This is a genomic window from Pseudomonas frederiksbergensis, from assembly GCF_017114915.1.
Classification (GTDB): Bacteria; Pseudomonadota; Gammaproteobacteria; order Pseudomonadales; family Pseudomonadaceae; genus Aquipseudomonas; species Aquipseudomonas frederiksbergensis_I.
In genome coordinates this window covers 87121-101262 of record NZ_JAAUOE010000015.1, presented here as the reverse complement: position 1 = coordinate 101262, position 14142 = coordinate 87121, and the positions used below count along the sequence as shown (strand labels likewise).

Genomic DNA, 14142 nt, shown 5'->3' with positions numbered 1-14142 from the left:
GGGCTGCGATTTAAAGAGCGGGAGTATACCCGATTCGAACCTGCGCACGCCCCCTGGAGCCTTATGCCACGCTGCTTTTGGTGTACCGAAGATCCGCTGTACATGGCTTATCACGATCAGGAGTGGGGCACGCCGCTACGCGATGCGCAGGGTTTGTTCGAGTTGCTTTTGCTCGAAGGGTTCCAGGCCGGGCTTTCCTGGATCACTGTATTGCGCAAGCGAGAGCGTTATCGCGAGGTGCTGTTCGGCTTCGACGTTCAACGCGTGGCGCAGATGAGCGACGCGGAAATCGATGAATTGATGCTCGATCCGGGGATCATCCGCAATCGTCTCAAACTCAACGCCGCCCGGCGCAATGCCCAGGCCTGGCTGGCGCTGGAGGATCCGGTGGCGTTTCTCTGGTCGTTCGTCGGCGGTACGCCGGTGATCAATCATTTCAAGGATCGCAGTGAAGTCCCGGCGGTGACACCGGCCGCCATCGAAATGAGCAAAGGCCTGAAAAAAGCCGGTTTCACGTTCGTCGGCCCGACCATTTGTTACGCGCTGATGCAGGCCTCGGGCATGGTCATGGACCACACCCGCGATTGCGATCGTTACGCCAGCCTGGCGAACGGCGGTTAGAATAGCCGCCTCGCGCACAGCACAAGATCAGGAGTGACCTGTGGATAAGTTGAAAGGCGCCTTGCTGGTAGGCGCTCTGCGGTTGTTTGCCCTGCTTCCGTGGTGGGCAGTGCAGTCGGTGGGTTCGGCGATTGGCTGGATCATGTGGAAAACCCCCAACCGTTCCCGCGACGTGGTGCGGATCAATCTTTCCAAGTGCTTCCCGCAGATGGACCCGGCCGAGCGTGAGCGTCTGGTGGGGCAAAGCCTGAAAGACATCGGTAAGTCTCTGACTGAAAGCGCCTGCGCGTGGATCTGGCCAGCCCAGCGTTCCATTGAACTGGTGCGCGAAGTCGAAGGCCTCGACGTTTTGAAAGAGGCTTTGGCGTCCGGCAAAGGTGTGGTCGGCATCACCAGCCACCTGGGCAACTGGGAAGTGTTGAACCACTTCTATTGCAGCCAGTGCAAACCGATCATTTTCTACCGCCCGCCAAAACTGAAAGCGGTGGATGAGTTGCTGCGCAAGCAGCGGGTGCAATTGGGTAACCGGGTGGCGGCTTCCACCAAGGAAGGCATCCTCAGCGTGATCAAGGAAGTGCGCAAAGGAGGGGCTGTGGGTATTCCGGCTGACCCGGAACCGGCCGAATCCGCCGGGATCTTCGTGCCGTTCTTCGCCACTCAGGCCCTGACCAGCAAATTCGTCCCGAACATGCTGGCCGGCGGCAAAGCGGTCGGCGTGTTCCTGCATGCCCTGCGCCTGCCGGACGGTTCGGGATACAAAGTGATCCTCGAAGCCGCGCCCGAGGCCATGTACAGCACCGATACCGAAACCTCTTGTGCGGCCATGAGCCAGGTGGTCGAACGCTATGTGCGGGCTTATCCGAGCCAGTACATGTGGAGCATGAAGCGCTTCAAGAAGCGTCCGCCGGGCGAAGCTCGCTGGTATTGATGCTGTGGATAAAAAGATCGCAGGCTTCGCCAGCTCCTACAAGGGCGCGGCATACNATCGCAGGCTTCGCCAGCTCCTACAAGGGCGCGGCATACATCCCGTAGGAGCTGCCGCAGGCTGCGATCTTTTGATCTTGGGATCAGTGCGCCTGACGCTCCAGTTTCTTCAGAAACACCGTCATCTCCTTCTCCGCCTGCTTGTCGCCATGGACGCGGGCGGCTTCCAGGCCCTGTTCCCAGGCCTGCCGCGCCGCAGCGTAATCCGCCAGCGCCAGATGAGCCTTGCCCAAGAGCTTCCAGGCCGCCGAATACTTCGGATCGAACTCGACGCAGCGTTGGAAATGCTCGGCAGCCTTGGCATTCTCCCCAAGATCCAGATAACCCTTGCCCAGGCCGAAGCGCAGCAATGAGTTATCCACACCCTTGGCGAGCATTTTTTCCAGGGATTCGATCATCGGTACTTCCTCCGTCAGTGATCGTTCCCCACGCTCTGCGTGGGAATGCAGCCCGGGACGCTCTGCGTCCCATTCAAAGCCGAACGCGGAGCGTCCGTTGAGGCCTTCCCACGCAGAGCGTGGGAACGATCATCAGAAGAAGCTCAGCCCCACATGAAACAGCTTCTCCACATCCCGAATATGCTTTTTATCCACAAGGAACAGAATCACATGGTCGCCGGCTTCGATCACGGTGTCGTCGTGGGCGATGATCACCTCTTCGTCGCGGATGATCGCGCCGATGGTGGTGCCCGGCGGCAGGCCGATGTTTTCGATGGCCTTGCCGATCACCTTGCTCGACTTCGCATCACCGTGGGCAATCGCCTCGATGGCTTCCGCCGCGCCCCGGCGCAATGAGTGCACGCTGACGATATCACCGCGCCGCACGTGAGCCAGCAAGGTGCCGATGGTCGCCAGTTGCGGGCTGATGGCGATGTCGATATCGCCGCCCTGGATCAGGTCGACGTAGGCCGGGTTGTTGATGATCGTCATCACCTTCTTCGCACCCAGGCGCTTGGCCAGCAGCGACGACATGATGTTGGCTTCGTCGTCGTTGGTCAGGGCCAGGAAAATATCGGCGTCGGCGATGTTTTCTTCCAGCAGCAGATCCCGGTCCGAAGCGCTGCCCTGCAACACCACGGTACTGTCGAGGTTGTCCGAGAGGTAGCGGCAGCGGGCCGGGTTCATCTCGATGATCTTCACTTGATAACGGCTTTCGATGGCCTCGGCCAGGCGTTCACCGATCTGCCCGCCACCGGCGATGACGATGCGTTTGTAGCTTTCATCGAGGCGGCGCATTTCGCTCATCACCGCGCGAATATTCGCTTTGGCGGCGATGAAAAACACTTCGTCGTCGGCTTCGATCACCGTATCGCCCTGGGGCAGGATCGGCCGGTCACGACGGAAAATCGCCGCCACACGGGTTTCGACATTCGGCATGTGTTCGCGCAACTGCCTTAGTTGCTGGCCCACCAGCGGCCCGCCGTAGTACGCCTTGACCGCCACCAGTTGCGCCTTGCCTTCGGCGAAGTCGATCACCTGCAACGCGCCTGGATGCTGGATCAAACGCTTGATGTAGTTGGTAACGACTTGCTCCGGACTGATCAGCACGTCGACCGGAATCGCTTCGTTATCGAACAGTTCGGTACGGGTCAGGTACGCGGCTTCGCGGACCCGGGCGATCTTGGTCGGCGTGTGAAACAACGTGTGGGCGACCTGACAGGCCACCATGTTGGTTTCGTCACTGTTGGTCACCGCCACCAGCATGTCAGCGTCGTCGGCACCGGCCTGTCGCAGTATGGTCGGCAGTGAGCCGCGGCCCTGCACGGTGCGGATGTCCAGTCGGTCGCCAAGGTCACGCAGGCGTTCGCCATCGGTGTCGACCACGGTGATGTCATTGGCCTCGCTGGCCAAGTGTTCTGCCAGCGAACCGCCGACCTGCCCTGCGCCCAGGATGATGATTTTCATCCAGTCACTCCCTTAAACCCGGTTAACCGCGCGCGGCGGCAATCTTGATCAGCTTGGCGTAGTAGAACCCGTCGTGGCCGCCTTCCTGGGCCAGCAACTGGCGACCATGGGGCTGCTTGATGCCGGCCGTCGTGGCGAGGTCCAGTTCACGGGCGCCCGGCGTGCGGGCGAGGAACGCTTCGATGACTTCGGTGTTTTCGGTCGGCAGCGTGGAACAGGTGGCGTAAAGCAGAATGCCGCCCACTTCCAGAGTTATCCACATGGCGTCGAGCAGCTCGCCCTGAAGCACCGCCAGTGCGGCGATGTCGTCCGGTTGGCGGGTCAGTTTGATATCCGGGTGACGGCGGATCACGCCGGTGGCCGAGCAGGGCGCGTCCAGCAGAATGCGCTGGAATGGCTTGCCGTCCCACCAGGTGGCGGTGTCGCGACCGTCGGCGGCGATCAGTTCGGCGCTCAGGCCCAGGCGTGCGAGGTTTTCCCGCACCCGCACCAGACGCTTGGCTTCCAGATCCACGGCCACCACGCCGGCCAGTTTGGGCTCGGCCTCAAGGATGTGGCAGGTTTTACCGCCCGGTGCGCAGCAGGCGTCCAGCACCCGTTGACCCGGCGCCAGGTCCAGCAGATCGGCGGCCAGTTGCGCGGCTTCGTCCTGCACGCTGATCCAGCCTTCGGCGAAACCCGGCAGGCTGCGCACGTCGGCGGCCGCGTCGAGGATGATGCCGTCGCGGCTGTAAACGCAGGGTTTGGCGGCTACGCCGGCGTCGCTCAGCAAGCCGAGGTAAGCGTCGCGAGTGTGATGACGACGGTTGACCCGCAGAATCATCGGCGGGTGAGCGTTGTTTGCCGCGCAAATGGCTTCCCACTGCTCAGGCCAGAAGGCCTTGAGGGATTTTTGCAGCCAGCGTGGGTGGGCAGTGCGCACCACGGGATCGTGTTCCAACCCGGCCAGTAGTGCTTCGCTTTCCCGTTGGGCGCGGCGCAGTACGGCGTTGAGCAAGGCTTTGGCCCATGGCTTTTTCAGTTTGTCGGCGCAACCGACGGTTTCGCCAATGGCGGCGTGGGGCGGGACGCGGGTATAGAGCAGTTGATAAAGCCCCACCAGCAACAGCGCCTCGACATCGGCATCCGCTGCCTTGAATGGCTTTTGCAGCAATTTGGCCGCCAGCGCCGACAAACGCGGCTGCCAGCGAGCCGTGCCGAATGCCAGGTCCTGAGTGAAGCCGCGATCACGGTCTTCGACCTTGTCCATTTGCGTCGGCAGAGAACTGTTGAGTGAGGCTTTTCCGTTAAGAACTGCAGCCAGTGCCTTGGCGGCGGCCAGACGTGGATTCATTGAGTATCCGCCGTTTGACCGAGGACGGTGCCAACGGCGAATTTCTCACGACGGCTGTTGAACAAGTCGCTGAAGTTCAGTGCTTTGCCGCCGGGTAATTGCAGACGGGTCAGACACAACGCCTGTTCACCGCAGGCGACGATCAAGCCGTCCTTGCTGGCGCTGAGGATTTCACCCGGCGCGCCCTGCCCTTCGGCCAGGCTTGCGGCCAACACTTTCAGCGCTTCGCCGTTCAGCGTGCTGTGGCAGATCGGCCAGGGATTGAAGGCGCGAACCAGACGCTCCAGCTCAACCGCCGGGCGGTTCCAGTCGATGCGCGCTTCGTCCTTGTTCAATTTGTGTGCATAGGTGGCGAGGCTGTCGTCCTGCACTTCGCCTTGCAGAGTGCCCGCAGCCAGGCCGGCAATCGCCTGAACCACGGCCGGTGGGCCCATTTCCGCGAGGCGATCGTGGAGGCTACCGCCAGTGTCTTCGGCGCTGATCGGCGTGATGACCTTGAGCAGCATCGGCCCGGTATCGAGGCCGGCTTCCATGCGCATCACCGTCACGCCGCTTTCATTGTCGCCCGCTTCAACGGCACGCTGGATCGGCGCCGCACCGCGCCAGCGCGGCAGCAAGGACGCGTGACTGTTGATGCAGCCCAGGCGCGGAATATCCAGCACCACTTGCGGCAGGATCAGGCCGTAGGCGACCACCACCATCAAATCCGGTTGCAGCGCGGCCAGTTCCGCCTGAGCGTCTTCGTTGCGCAGGGTTGGCGGCTGCAACACCGGGATATTGTTTTCCAATGCCAACTGCTTGACCGGGCTCGGCATCAGCTTCTGCCCACGGCCTGCCGGACGGTCCGGTTGGGTGTAGACCGCAACGATCTCGTATGGACTGCCCAGCAGGGCCTTGAGGTGTTCGGCGGCGAATTCCGGGGTGCCGGCAAAGACAATGCGCAGTGGCTCAGTCATGGAAGCTCTCAATTGCAAAGCATCTTGAAACGAAAAAGGCTTGCCGCAGCAAGCCTTTGAAAGAAGGGCATCAAGCGTTCTGGCGATGGAGCTTTTCCAGTTTCTTCTTGATCCGGTCGCGTTTGAGCGTGGACAGGTAATCGACGAACAACTTGCCGTTCAGGTGGTCGCATTCATGCTGGATGCACACGGCGAGCAGGCCTTCGGCGATCAGTTCGTAAGGCTGGCCGTCACGGTCCAGGGCCTTGATCTTGACCTTTTGCGGGCGATCGACGTTTTCGTAGAAGCCCGGTACCGAGAGGCAGCCTTCCTGATATTGGCCCATCTCATCGGTCAGGGTTTCGAACTCGGGGTTAATGAACACCCGCGGTTCGCTGCGGTCTTCGGAGAGGTCCATCACGACGATACGTTTGTGCACGTTGACCTGGGTAGCGGCGAGGCCGATGCCTGGCGCTTCATACATTGTTTCAAACATGTCATCGACCAACTGACGCACTTCGTCGTCCACTACGGCCACTGGTTTGGCGATAGTGCGCAGGCGCGAATCAGGGAATTCGAGGATGTCTAAAATGGCCATAAGCTTAATTGCTGCACGTGTGAGGTAAAGTCGGGTCGATGGCCTGGCGGGTCCGAAGATGCAGGCTACCGTTGTGAACGTAGCTTCCGGCTTTTCAAAATGAGCAGGAAGCGAGCCACGAGGGCTCTGGCGTTTCACGCGAACGTACATAATAAAGGGATTCACCGCATGAGGAAATCACTACTCGCCTTGCTCCTTCTGGCCTCGGCCGGTTTTGCGCACGGGCAAGTGCAACTCAGGGAAGGTTTTCCACAGCAATACACCGTGGTGGCAGGGGACACACTCTGGGACATTTCCGCCAAATACCTGCGTGAGCCGTGGCAGTGGCCGCAGCTGTGGCAGGCCAATCCACAGATCGACAACCCCAATCTCATCTATCCCGGCGATACGCTGTCGCTGGTCTACGTCAACGGTCAGCCGCGCCTGACCCTCACTCGCGGCGCTTCCCGGGGCACCATCAAGCTGTCGCCACGCATTCGCAGCTCGCCGGTGGCCGACGCCATCCCGAGCATTGCGCTGAAATCGATCAACAGCTTTCTGCTGAGCAATCGCATCGTCAACAAGGTCGAGGATTTCGATAAGGCGCCCTACATTGTCGCCGGCGATGCGGAACGGGTGCTCAGCGGCACCGGTGATCGAATATTCGCCCGTGGCCATTTCGACTCGGCACAACCGATGTACGGCATCTTCCGTCAGGGCAAGGTCTACACCGATCCGCAGAGCAAGGAGTTTCTGGGGATCAACGCCGACGACATCGGCGGCGGCGAGATCATTGCCACTGAAGGCGACGTCGCCACCCTGGCCCTGCAACGTACAACGCAGGAAGTGCGACTCGGCGACCGGCTGTTCAGCAGTGAAGAACGCTCGATCAATTCGACCTTCATGCCCAGTGCGCCAACCACCGACATCAACGGCCTGATCATCGATGTGCCGCGTGGGGTCACACAGATTGGCGCACTGGATGTTGTCACACTGAACAAGGGGCAGCGCGATGGCCTGGCCGAGGGCAATGTACTGGTGGTGATGAAAACCGGCGAAACCGTGCGTGACCGGATCACCGGTCAGCCCTTGAAAATCCCCGACGAACGGGCTGGGCTGCTGATGGTTTTCCGCACCTACGACAAGCTCAGCTATGGGCTGGTCCTTAACGCATCGCGCTCCCTGGCCGTGATGGACAAGGTGCGAAATCCTTAAACCTGCTCCACAAGTTACCAACAGAGTTATCCACAGCTTATTCCCTATTCGAAGGGACTTTATAACGATCAAGGATGATCCATGTCGCTGTCTGCCTGTACGTCCGTTTCCCCTGCGGAACTGGAAGCCCGTTTACGCCTGCACCGTTTGCCGGAACTCGGTCCTGCACGTTTCAAGAAGTTGCTTGAGGCTTTTGGTTCTGCTTCCAAAGCCATCAGTGCCCCGGCCAGCGCCTGGCGTGCGTTGGGTCTGCCCTTCGCTTGCGCGCAGGCCCGGCGCGCCAGTGAAATCCGTGAGGGTGCCAGCCATGCATTGGCCTGGTTAGAGGGCCAAGGCCAGCATTTACTGATGTGGGACCAACCTGACTACCCTGCGCTGCTGGCACAAATCAGTGATGCGCCACCGCTGTTATTCGCCGCGGGGGATCCAGGCATTCTGGAAAAACCGCAGTTGGCGATGGTCGGCAGCCGTCGCGCGTCGCGACCGGGCATGGACACCGCCGCCGCGTTTTCCCGCAGTCTGGCCGGCGCCGGTTTTGTCATCACCAGCGGTCTGGCCCTGGGCATCGATGCTGCCGCGCATCAGGCGGCCCTGGACGTTGGCGGGCAGACGGTCGGGGTGCTTGGCACGGGGCTGGAAAATTTTTATCCACAGCGCAATCGACGACTGGCGGACGCCATGATCGCTTCGGGAAGCGCGGTACTTTCGGAGTTCCCGCTGGATGCCGGCCCTTCCCCCGGCAATTTCCCCCGGCGCAATCGAATCATCAGCGGTTTGTCTCTCGGCGTGCTGGTGGTCGAGGCAAGTGTTGCCAGTGGTTCGTTGATCACCGCGAGGCTGGCGGCGGAACAGGGGCGCGAGGTGTATGCGATTCCAGGATCGATCCACCACCCTGGCGCAAAGGGTTGTCATCAGCTGATCCGCGACGGTGCGGTGCTGGTGGAAACCATCGAGCACATCCTTGAGGCCTTGCGCGGCTGGCAACGGCTGCCGTTATCCACAGAGGCGCCGCTGGCGACAGTGACTCATCCGCTGCTCAGATTGCTCCACGCGGCGCCCCATACCAGTGAAGCCTTGGCGGTCAGCAGCGGCTGGGCCTTGTCGAAAGTGCTGGCAGCGTTGACTGAACTGGAAATGGACGGCCGGGCGGTCTGCGAAAGCGGCCGATGGTTTGCGCGGGTAAACTAGGTTTTATAAGGAAGATCGGTAAACTGCGTAGAGCCTTATTCCGGAGAGTTTTTCATGGTTAACAGTTGGCGTGTGCAACAAGCCGCACGAGAAATTCGCGCCGGGGCGGTGATTGCCTACCCAACCGAAGCTGTCTGGGGCCTGGGTTGCGACCCGTGGAACGAAGAGGCGGTGGATCGTCTGTTGCTAATCAAGGGGCGGTCTGTGGATAAGGGCCTGATTCTGGTGGCCGACAATATTCGTCAGTTCGACTTCCTCTTCGAAGACTTCCCGCAATTGTGGATGGACCGCATGGCCAGCACCTGGCCGGGCCCCAACACTTGGTTGGTGCCGCATCAGAACCTGTTGCCCCAGTGGATTACCGGTGTACATGAAACAGTGGCGTTGCGGGTCAGCGATCACCCTCTGGTGCGGGACTTGTGTGCGGTGGTCGGCCCGTTGGTGTCGACCTCGGCCAACCCTCAAGGGCGGCCGGCGGCACGGACGCGGATTCGCGTGGAGCAGTATTTCCGGGGGCAGGTTGATCTGGTGCTCGGTGGCAATCTGGGTGGGCGCAAGAATCCGAGCGTGATTCGTGATTTGGCGACCGGACACGTTGTGCGCCCGGATTGAGACTGCGTCATCGTTCTTCACGGGCAAGCCTCGCTCCTACGGACGGTGGTATCTGTGGAGCGAGGCTTGCCCGCGAAGGGACCCTCAAGGCAACAGAATCGTCGAGCCAGTCGTACGCCGCGCCGACAACTCGGTCTGCGCCTTAGCCGCTTCAGCCAGTGGAAACCGCTGGCTGATGTCCACCTTCAGCTTGCCGCTGATGATCATCTCGAACAGCTCATCAGCCATGCGTTGCAGGTTTTCCGCATTGTTGGCGTAGGTCGCCAGCGTCGGCCGCGTCACGTACAGCGAACCCTTCCCCGCGAGAATCCCCAGATTCACGCCATCGACTGCGCCGGAAGCGTTACCGAAACTCACCACCAGCCCCCGAGGCGCGACGCTGTCGAGCGACGTCAGCCAGGTATCTTTGCCTACACCGTCGTACACCACCGGGACTTTTTTACCGTCAGTCAATTCCAGCACGCGTTGTGCGACGTTTTCATGGCTGTAATCGATGGTCGCCCAGGCACCATTGGCTTTCGCCAGGGCAGCTTTTTCCGGTGAGCTGACCGTGCCGATCAGCTTCACGCCCAAGGCCTTGGCCCATTGGCAGGCCAGGGAACCGACGCCGCCGGCTGCGGCGTGGAACAGAATGGTTTCGCCACCCTTGAGTTCATACGTCTGTCGCAGCAGGTACTGCACGGTCAGGCCTTTGAGCATCACGCCTGCGGCTTGCTCGAAGCTGATGGCATCCGGCAGGTGCACCAGATTGGCTTCCGGCAATACATGAATATAGCTGTAGGCGCCCAACGGGCCGCTGCCGTAAGCCACACGATCACCAACCTTGAAGCGAGTGACTTCGCTACCGATTGCTTCGACCACGCCCGCGCCTTCAGCACCCAGACCCGAGGGCAGGGCCGGAGGTGCGTAGAGACCGCTACGGTAATAGGTGTCGATGAAATTCAGGCCGATGGCCTTGTTGGTCACGCGTACCTGTTGCGGGCCGGGTTCGGCGGGTTGGTAATCTACATGTTCGAGCACTTCGGGACCGCCATGGACGCGGAACTGGATACGCTTTGCCATCTGAACTCTCCTGGGGCTTGGCTTCTAGAGTTGTAGCGCCAAGCGCCCTATCGAACTCCCAAGCTTGATCTTCGTCAACTGCGGCAGGCTCGCCTGCGATGTTATGCTACGGGCCCATTTGCGCCGGCCCCCCGCTCCGATGGAGCGCCGCGTAGCTTTGCCCGATTCAAGGTGATGCCATGACTACCCGCACCGAGGCCGTAAAAGCCTACCTGCTCGACCTGCAAGACCGCATTTGCGCTGCCCTGGAAGCCGAAGACGGCGGCGCGCTTTTCGTTGAAGACGCCTGGACCCGGCCTGCTGGCGGTGGCGGTCGCACCCGGGTGATCGAAAACGGCGCGGTCATCGAAAAGGGCGGCGTCAACTTTTCCCACGTCTTTGGCAGCGGTCTTCCACCGTCCGCCAGTGCTCATCGGCCGGAACTGGCCGGTCGAGGCTTCGAAGCCCTGGGCGTGTCTTTGGTGATTCACCCACACAACCCCCATGTACCGACGTCCCACGCCAACGTGCGTTTTTTCATCGCTGAAAAAGAAGGTGAAGAGCCGGTCTGGTGGTTCGGTGGCGGCTTCGACCTGACGCCTTATTACGGCAACGAAGAAGACTGCGTGCACTGGCACCGCGTTGCCGAACAGGCCTGCGCGCCGTTCGGTCCGGACGTCTACCCGCGCTACAAGGCCTGGTGCGACAGTTACTTTCACATCAAGCATCGCCACGAGCCGCGTGGCATCGGCGGCCTGTTTTTCGATGACTTGAACGAGTGGGACTTCGACACCAGCTTCGCTTTCATGCGTGCCATCGGCGACGCGTATATCGACGCGTACCTGCCGATCATGCAGCGCCGCAAAAACGATGCGTTCACCGCCAAACAGCGTGAGTTCCAGGAATTTCGCCGCGGCCGTTACGTCGAATTCAACCTGGTCTATGACCGCGGCACGCTGTTCGGCCTGCAATCGGGCGGGCGTACCGAGTCGATTCTGATGTCGCTGCCGCCGCAAGTGCGCTGGGCCTACGACTGGAAGCCCGAGCCGGGCAGTGAAGAAGCGCGCCTGACCGAATATTTCCTGCAAGACCGCGATTGGTTGGCCAAGGCCTGAACGAGGAATTCAGATGGACCGTTATGTCGTATTCGGTAACCCGATTGGCCACAGCAAGTCGCCGCTGATTCATCGTCTGTTTGCCGAGCAGACCGGCCAGAAACTGGACTACAGCACTTTGCTGGCGCCCCTCGACGATTTTTCCGGCTGTGCGCTGGAATTTTTCCGCGAAGGCCGTGGGGCGAATGTGACCGTGCCGTTCAAGGAAGACGCCTATCGCCTGGCGAACAGCTTGACCCAGCGGGCCCAGCGGGCCGGCGCGGTGAATACCCTGAGCAAACTGGCCGATGGCAATCTGCTGGGTGACAACACCGATGGCGCCGGGCTGGTGCGGGACCTGACGGTCAATGCCGGATTGAGCCTCGCGGGCAAACGCATCCTGCTGCTGGGAGCCGGCGGTGCGGTGCGTGGTGCGCTGGAGCCGCTGCTGGCGGAGCAACCGACGTCGGTGATCATCGCCAACCGCACCGTGGAAAAAGCCGAGTTGCTGGCGCAGTTGTTTGCCGATCTGGGGCCGGTGTCGGCCAGTGGTTTCGACTGGTTGCGCGAACCGGTGGACCTGATCATCAACGCCACGTCCGCCAGTCTGTCAGGCGATGTACCGCCGATTGCCAGCAGTTTGATCGAACCGGGCAAGACGGTTTGCTACGACATGATGTACGGCAAGGACCCGACTTCGTTCTGCCGCTGGGCCAGTGAACATGGGGCTGCGGTGGCGATGGATGGCTTGGGGATGTTGGCCGAGCAGGCGGCGGAAGCTTTCTATCTGTGGCGCGGTGTGCGCCCGGATACGGCGCCTGTGCTGGCCGAACTTCGCCGGCAGCTGGCGCTGTAATCTCCTGTAGGAGCGAGGCTTGCCCGCGAAGGGAGCGCCACGGTGATTCAGGCATACCGCGTCATCGTTCTTCGCGGGCAAGCCTCGCTCCTACAAAGCAATGTTTCAATCCTCAAAACGGATCGGGCATTTCTCCGCACCTTCGAGCTTCCTCAATTCCTCCACCACCTGCGGCCGTGCCCGGCGCAGGGTCAGGCTGCGATCCTGGCGCAGCAGCCGTCGGGCCTCCTGGTGCAGCATTTCCACACCCGAATAGTCGATGAAGTTGATCTGCTGCGCCTCGATCACCACTCGCGGGCCTTGCATCCGTTGCAAGCGCACTTGCAGGTAATGGCTGGCGCCGAAAAAGATCGATCCTCCGACCTTCAGAATGTCTTCATCGCCATCACGCCAGTGCTGCACCCGTGGCTGCGAGGTGCGTTTGAGGTAGAAGAACAGCGACGCCAGCACCCCGGCGTAGATCGCCGTTTGCAGCTCCAGCAACAGTGTGGCGACACAGGTCAGCGCCATGACCAGAAACTCGGCACGGCTGACTCGCAACAAGGCGCGAATGCCGCGATGATCCACCAGTCCCCAGGCGATCAACAAAATGCTGCCGGCCATGGCCGGGATCGGGATGTGCGCGATCAACGCCGCACCGAAGATCGCGAACAGCGCCACCCACAACGCCGAAAAAACGCCGGCCAGCGGTGAGCAGGCACCGGCGTCGTAGCTCAGGGCCGAGCGGGTGAAGGAGCCGGCTGACAGTGAGCCGGAAAAAAACGCACCGACCATGTTCGAGAAACCCTGGGCACGGACTTCCTGATTGGCGTCGAGCAACTGCTGCGAGCGAGCCGACAAGGCGCGGGCAATCGACAGGCTCGTCACCAGCCCGAGCATGCCGACCGCCACCGCACTGGGCAGCAGGCGCAATATCAGGTCCAGATCCAGCGGCAGCGCACTGAAGGGCGGCAGCCGCCCGACAAACGCGCTGACCAACTTCACATGGCCGAACATCGCTGGCCACAACCACACCAGCAAACCGCTCAGGGCCAGAGCGATCAACAGCGTCGGCCAGCGCGGCACCAGCAGTTTCAGCACGATGCCCACCACGACCGTTGCCAGGCCCAGCAGCAGCGAGGGTTTGTCCACTTCGCCGAGGTGACTGAACAGCAGCATCAGGCTGTTCAGTGCCGTGGCCTGGTTGGGCACATCCAGCCCCAGCAGGTTCGGCAGTTGCCCGATGGCAATCACCACCGCCGCGCCAAGGGTGAAACCCAATACCACCGAGTGCGAGACGAAATTCACCAAGGCGCCGAAACGCAGCAAACCCAACAACCACTGGAAAATGCCCGCCAGGAGTGTCAGAAGCAGGATCAGCGTGACGTAGTCCTGCGACGCGGGGACGGCCAGAGGACTGACGCTGGCGTACAGGACAATGGAAATGGCCGCCGTGGGACCGCAGATCAAATGCCATGACGACCCCCAGAGGCAGGCGATCAGCACCGGGATGATGGCGGCGTACAAACCATATTCCGGTGGGAGACCGGCGATCAGCGCGTAGGCAATCGATTGTGGCAACGCGAGAATCGCGCCGCTCAGGCCGACGATCAGGTCACGACCGACGCTGGCGCGGGTTTGCCGGGGCAACCAGGTCAGGAAGGGAAAGAGTGAATGGCGGCTGGGGAAGGCCATGGGTCCTCTCGGGCAGGGTTTTACGAAAGAGTATCAGGACCGACGCTGATCGTTCCCACGCTCTGCGTGGGAATGCCGCCCCTTCGGGATATGTGACGCGGAGCGTCA

At 61.2% G+C, this 14142-nt stretch carries 14 protein-coding genes; 7 read left to right on the top strand and 7 right to left on the bottom strand.

Going from position 1 to position 14142, the window contains the following annotated elements:
* Positions 1-63: 63 nt before the first annotated feature.
* Positions 64-621, top strand: coding sequence for a DNA-3-methyladenine glycosylase I (gene tag / locus HCU66_RS13630; RefSeq protein ID WP_205888981.1), 558 nt, complete (start codon positions 64-66; stop codon positions 619-621).
* A 40-nt stretch (positions 622-661) separates the two neighbouring features.
* Entirely contained in the window at positions 662-1549 is an 888-nt protein-coding gene (locus HCU66_RS13625; RefSeq protein ID WP_205888980.1) for a lysophospholipid acyltransferase, read from the top strand.
* 139 nt (positions 1550-1688) lie between these two features.
* On the opposite strand, the gene HCU66_RS13620 is transcribed toward HCU66_RS13625, so the two are convergent.
* From HCU66_RS13620 to def, 5 genes are all read right to left on the bottom strand, one after another.
* Positions 1689-2003, bottom strand: coding sequence for a tetratricopeptide repeat protein (locus tag HCU66_RS13620; RefSeq protein WP_205888979.1), 315 nt, complete (start codon positions 2001-2003; stop codon positions 1689-1691).
* A 132-nt stretch (positions 2004-2135) separates the two neighbouring features.
* On the bottom strand, positions 2136-3509 hold the full coding sequence (trkA, locus tag HCU66_RS13615; RefSeq protein WP_205888978.1) for a Trk system potassium transporter TrkA: 1374 nt from the start codon (positions 3507-3509) through the stop codon (positions 2136-2138).
* A gap of 22 nt (positions 3510-3531) precedes the next feature.
* Positions 3532-4842, bottom strand: coding sequence for a 16S rRNA (cytosine(967)-C(5))-methyltransferase RsmB (gene rsmB / locus HCU66_RS13610; RefSeq protein ID WP_205888977.1), 1311 nt, complete (start codon positions 4840-4842; stop codon positions 3532-3534).
* A complete protein-coding gene (fmt, locus tag HCU66_RS13605) occupies positions 4839-5798 on the bottom strand; it encodes a methionyl-tRNA formyltransferase (RefSeq protein WP_205888976.1) in 960 nt (319 codons plus the stop codon). Before fmt ends, rsmB begins: the two co-directional genes overlap by 4 nt.
* 70 nt (positions 5799-5868) lie before the next feature.
* Positions 5869-6375: a peptide deformylase gene (gene def / locus HCU66_RS13600; RefSeq protein ID WP_007941507.1), complete on the bottom strand. Its 507-nt coding sequence runs from the start codon at positions 6373-6375 to the stop codon at positions 5869-5871.
* A 168-nt stretch (positions 6376-6543) separates the two neighbouring features.
* On the opposite strand from def, the gene HCU66_RS13595 reads away from it, so the two are divergent.
* The 3 genes from HCU66_RS13595 (at position 6544) to tsaC (ending at position 9369) form a co-directional block, all read left to right on the top strand.
* A complete protein-coding gene (locus HCU66_RS13595; protein ID WP_205888975.1) occupies positions 6544-7569 on the top strand; it encodes a LysM peptidoglycan-binding domain-containing protein in 1026 nt (341 codons plus the stop codon).
* An 81-nt stretch (positions 7570-7650) separates the two neighbouring features.
* The gene (dprA, locus tag HCU66_RS13590) at positions 7651-8757 is read left to right on the top strand and encodes a DNA-processing protein DprA (RefSeq protein ID WP_205888974.1); all 1107 of its coding nucleotides are present in this window, start codon (positions 7651-7653) and stop codon (positions 8755-8757) included.
* 54 nt (positions 8758-8811) lie between these two features.
* Complete coding sequence (gene tsaC, locus HCU66_RS13585; protein ID WP_205888973.1) at positions 8812-9369, top strand: L-threonylcarbamoyladenylate synthase type 1 TsaC; 558 nt, start codon at positions 8812-8814, stop codon at positions 9367-9369.
* An 84-nt stretch (positions 9370-9453) separates the two neighbouring features.
* Here tsaC and HCU66_RS13580 read toward each other — a convergent pair whose 3' ends face one another.
* Positions 9454-10431: an NADPH:quinone reductase gene (locus HCU66_RS13580; protein WP_205888972.1), complete on the bottom strand. Its 978-nt coding sequence runs from the start codon at positions 10429-10431 to the stop codon at positions 9454-9456.
* A 179-nt stretch (positions 10432-10610) separates the two neighbouring features.
* On the opposite strand from HCU66_RS13580, the gene hemF reads away from it, so the two are divergent.
* Together hemF and aroE are read left to right on the top strand one after the other, a co-directional pair.
* Positions 10611-11525: an oxygen-dependent coproporphyrinogen oxidase gene (hemF, locus tag HCU66_RS13575; protein WP_205888971.1), complete on the top strand. Its 915-nt coding sequence runs from the start codon at positions 10611-10613 to the stop codon at positions 11523-11525.
* A gap of 13 nt (positions 11526-11538) precedes the next feature.
* Complete coding sequence (gene aroE / locus HCU66_RS13570; RefSeq protein WP_205888970.1) at positions 11539-12360, top strand: shikimate dehydrogenase; 822 nt, start codon at positions 11539-11541, stop codon at positions 12358-12360.
* 105 nt (positions 12361-12465) lie between these two features.
* Here aroE and HCU66_RS13565 read toward each other — a convergent pair whose 3' ends face one another.
* Positions 12466-14034, bottom strand: a complete 1569-nt coding sequence (locus tag HCU66_RS13565) for a SulP family inorganic anion transporter (RefSeq protein WP_205888969.1) — start codon at positions 14032-14034, stop codon at positions 12466-12468.
* Positions 14035-14142 lie beyond the last annotated feature (108 nt).

What these genes read in the sequence shown, in the direction of transcription:
- rsmB (WP_205888977.1), bottom strand. Translation starts at nt 4,842, where the DNA reads ATGAATCCACGTCTGGCCGCCGCCAAGGCACTGGCTGCAGTTCTTAAC.
- HCU66_RS13580 (WP_205888972.1), bottom strand. Translation starts at nt 10,431, where the DNA reads ATGGCAAAGCGTATCCAGTTCCGCGTCCATGGCGGTCCCGAAGTGCTC.
- HCU66_RS13595 (WP_205888975.1), top strand. Translation starts at nt 6,544, where the DNA reads ATGAGGAAATCACTACTCGCCTTGCTCCTTCTGGCCTCGGCCGGTTTT.
- HCU66_RS13565 (WP_205888969.1), bottom strand. Translation starts at nt 14,034, where the DNA reads ATGGCCTTCCCCAGCCGCCATTCACTCTTTCCCTTCCTGACCTGGTTG.
- trkA (WP_205888978.1), bottom strand. Translation starts at nt 3,509, where the DNA reads ATGAAAATCATCATCCTGGGCGCAGGGCAGGTCGGCGGTTCGCTGGCA.
- hemF (WP_205888971.1), top strand. Translation starts at nt 10,611, where the DNA reads ATGACTACCCGCACCGAGGCCGTAAAAGCCTACCTGCTCGACCTGCAA.
- tag (WP_205888981.1), top strand. Translation starts at nt 64, where the DNA reads ATGCCACGCTGCTTTTGGTGTACCGAAGATCCGCTGTACATGGCTTAT.
- dprA (WP_205888974.1), top strand. Translation starts at nt 7,651, where the DNA reads ATGTCGCTGTCTGCCTGTACGTCCGTTTCCCCTGCGGAACTGGAAGCC.
- HCU66_RS13620 (WP_205888979.1), bottom strand. Translation starts at nt 2,003, where the DNA reads ATGATCGAATCCCTGGAAAAAATGCTCGCCAAGGGTGTGGATAACTCA.
- tsaC (WP_205888973.1), top strand. Translation starts at nt 8,812, where the DNA reads ATGGTTAACAGTTGGCGTGTGCAACAAGCCGCACGAGAAATTCGCGCC.
- aroE (WP_205888970.1), top strand. Translation starts at nt 11,539, where the DNA reads ATGGACCGTTATGTCGTATTCGGTAACCCGATTGGCCACAGCAAGTCG.
- def (WP_007941507.1), bottom strand. Translation starts at nt 6,375, where the DNA reads ATGGCCATTTTAGACATCCTCGAATTCCCTGATTCGCGCCTGCGCACT.
- fmt (WP_205888976.1), bottom strand. Translation starts at nt 5,798, where the DNA reads ATGACTGAGCCACTGCGCATTGTCTTTGCCGGCACCCCGGAATTCGCC.